General features: G+C 77.1%; 3 protein-coding genes. All 3 read left to right on the top strand.

Annotation, left to right across the window (positions count from 1 at the left end; all coding sequences use genetic code 11):
- Window positions 1-219 (top strand): hypothetical protein (locus ACSNOB_RS31780; protein ID WP_436691116.1); only part of this gene is annotated, 219 nt, incomplete at its 5' end.
- Window positions 220-241: 22 nt separating this feature from the next.
- Window positions 242-1,102 carry a TlyA family RNA methyltransferase gene (locus ACSNOB_RS31775; protein ID WP_393112017.1) on the top strand — a complete coding sequence of 287 codons (861 nt, stop codon included), beginning with the start codon at window positions 242-244 and terminating at the stop codon, window positions 1,100-1,102.
- 79 nt (window positions 1,103-1,181) lie between these two features.
- The gene (locus tag ACSNOB_RS31770; RefSeq protein WP_393112019.1) at window positions 1,182-2,066 is read left to right on the top strand and encodes an NAD kinase; all 885 of its coding nucleotides are present in this window, start codon (window positions 1,182-1,184) and stop codon (window positions 2,064-2,066) included.
- The last annotated feature ends 105 nt before the right edge of the window (window positions 2,067-2,171 follow it).

Here is a 2,171-nt window from a genome sequence, read left to right as displayed (position 1 = left end):
GGCGCGGTCCGGCCGGCCCCCACGTCCGGACCGCGCCCGGGGCCGCCGCCACGCCCCGAGCCGCCCGAGGACCTCGACGACGTACGCCATCCCGCCGTCGAGGCCGCCGTGCGGGCGATGGCCAACGCCGCGACGCTCGCCCCGGCCGACCAGGTCGCGCAGTACGAGGCGGCGTACGAGACGCTGCGGGAAACCCTCGCCACCATCGACCAGGCCTGACCGGACCGGAGAAGAGCCACGCATGGCACGTCGTAACCGGCTGGACGCCGAACTCGTCCGCCGCGGTCTGGCCCGCTCCCGGGAGCAGGCCGCCGCGCTGGTGGAGGCCGGCCGGGTCCAGTTGCGCGGGGTGCCCGCCCGCAAGCCCGCCGCGATGGTCGACCCCGCCGACCCGCTGCTGGTCACGGGCGAGGACCCCAGCTCGGAGTACGTCTCCCGGGGCGGGCACAAGCTGGCCGGCGCGCTGGCCGCCTTCGCCCCCGGTGGGCTGGGGGTCGCCGGCCGGCGCTGCCTGGACGCGGGCGCCTCGACCGGCGGCTTCACCGACGTGCTGCTGCGCGCCGACGCGGCCGAGGTGGTCGCCGTCGACGTCGGCTACGGGCAGCTCGCGTGGCCGCTGCGCAACGACCCCCGGGTGCGGGTCTTCGAGCGCACCAACGTCCGTACGCTGACGCCGGAGATCATCGGCGGGCCGGTCGACCTCACGGTCGCCGACCTGTCGTTCATCTCGCTGCGGCTGGTGCTGCCGGCGCTGGCCGGTTGCACCCGGCCCGACGGCGACCTCGCGCTGATGGTGAAGCCGCAGTTCGAGGTCGGCAAGGAGCGGGTCGGCGCCGGCGGGGTGGTCCGCGACCCGGCGCTGCGCGCCGAGGCGGTTCTGGACGTGGCCGCCGCGGCGGCGCGCCTCGACCTCGGTCTGGCCGACGTGGCCGCGAGCCCGCTGCCGGGGCCGAGCGGCAACGTCGAGTTCTTCGTATGGTTACGCCGGGACGCACCGCCGGCCGATCCGGAGCGGGTGCGTGCCGTGGTGACTGCCGGGCCGCAGGGCTCGGCGCCGTCCGGCGGCCTGCCGGACGCGGCGACGGAGGAGGTGGCCGGGTGAGCGAGCTGGCGAGCCCCGCGGTCGCGGCTGCGCCGCGACGGTGCGGGGTGCGGGTGGGCGCGACGGGACGGCCGTCCCGGTGAGCCGCACCGCCCTGCTGGTCACGCACACCGGCCGCCGCCGCAGCACCGAGCACGCGCGGGCGGTGGCCGCCGACCTCATCGCGGCCGGGTTCGAGGTGCGGGTCGTCGCCGAGGAGGCCGACGACCTCGACCTGCCCGGCGTGGTCCCGGTGACCGGCCCGCAGGCGGCCGAGGGCGCGGAGATCGTCTTCGCGCTCGGCGGGGACGGCACGTTCCTGCGCGCGGCGGAGCTGGCCCGGCCGGCGAAGGCGCCGCTGCTCGGCATCAACCTCGGCAAGGTCGGCTTCCTCGCCGAGGCGGAGATCGACGACCTCGACAGCGCGGTGCGGGACGTGGTGGACCGCAACTACACCGTGGACGAGCGGCTCACCCTCGACGTGACCGCCGAGTTCGACGGCGGCCCGACCATCGAGTCCTGGGCGCTCAACGAGATCAGCGTCGAGAAGGGCGAGCGCGCCCAGATGCTGGAGCTCCTCGTCGACGTGGACGGCCGCCCGCTGTCCCGCTACGGCTGCGACGGCGTGGTCTGCGCGACCCCCACCGGCTCGACGGCGTACGCGTTCTCCGGCGGCGGGCCGGTGGTCTGGCCCGAGGTGGAGGCCCTGCTCCTGGTCCCGATCAGCGCGCACGCGCTGTTCAGCCGGCCGCTGGTCACCGCGCCCACCTCCACGTTCGCCATCACCGTCGACCCGTTCACCACCCTCGCGGTGCTGTCCTGCGACGGCCGGCGCGTCTACGACCTGCCGCCCGGGGCCCGGGTCACCGTGCGGCGCGGCGCGCTGCCCGTGCGCATCGTCCGGCTGCGGGACCGCCCGTTCACCGACCGGCTGGTGGCGAAGTTCGACCTGCCCGTGCACGGCTGGCGCGGCAACCGCCGCTGACCCGCGACCGTCCCCCGGCCGCTCGGCCCGCCGTCCCTCACGGTCCACGCCGGGCCGGCCCGCCGGCGAGCACGGGTCGGGCCGGTGGGCGTTCCGCCGGCGAGC

The sequence above is a fragment of the Micromonospora sp. URMC 106 genome, assembly GCF_051386395.1.
In the GTDB taxonomy this organism is placed as follows: domain Bacteria; phylum Actinomycetota; class Actinomycetes; order Mycobacteriales; family Micromonosporaceae; genus Micromonospora.
This window is presented reverse-complemented; position numbering and strand designations above follow the sequence as displayed.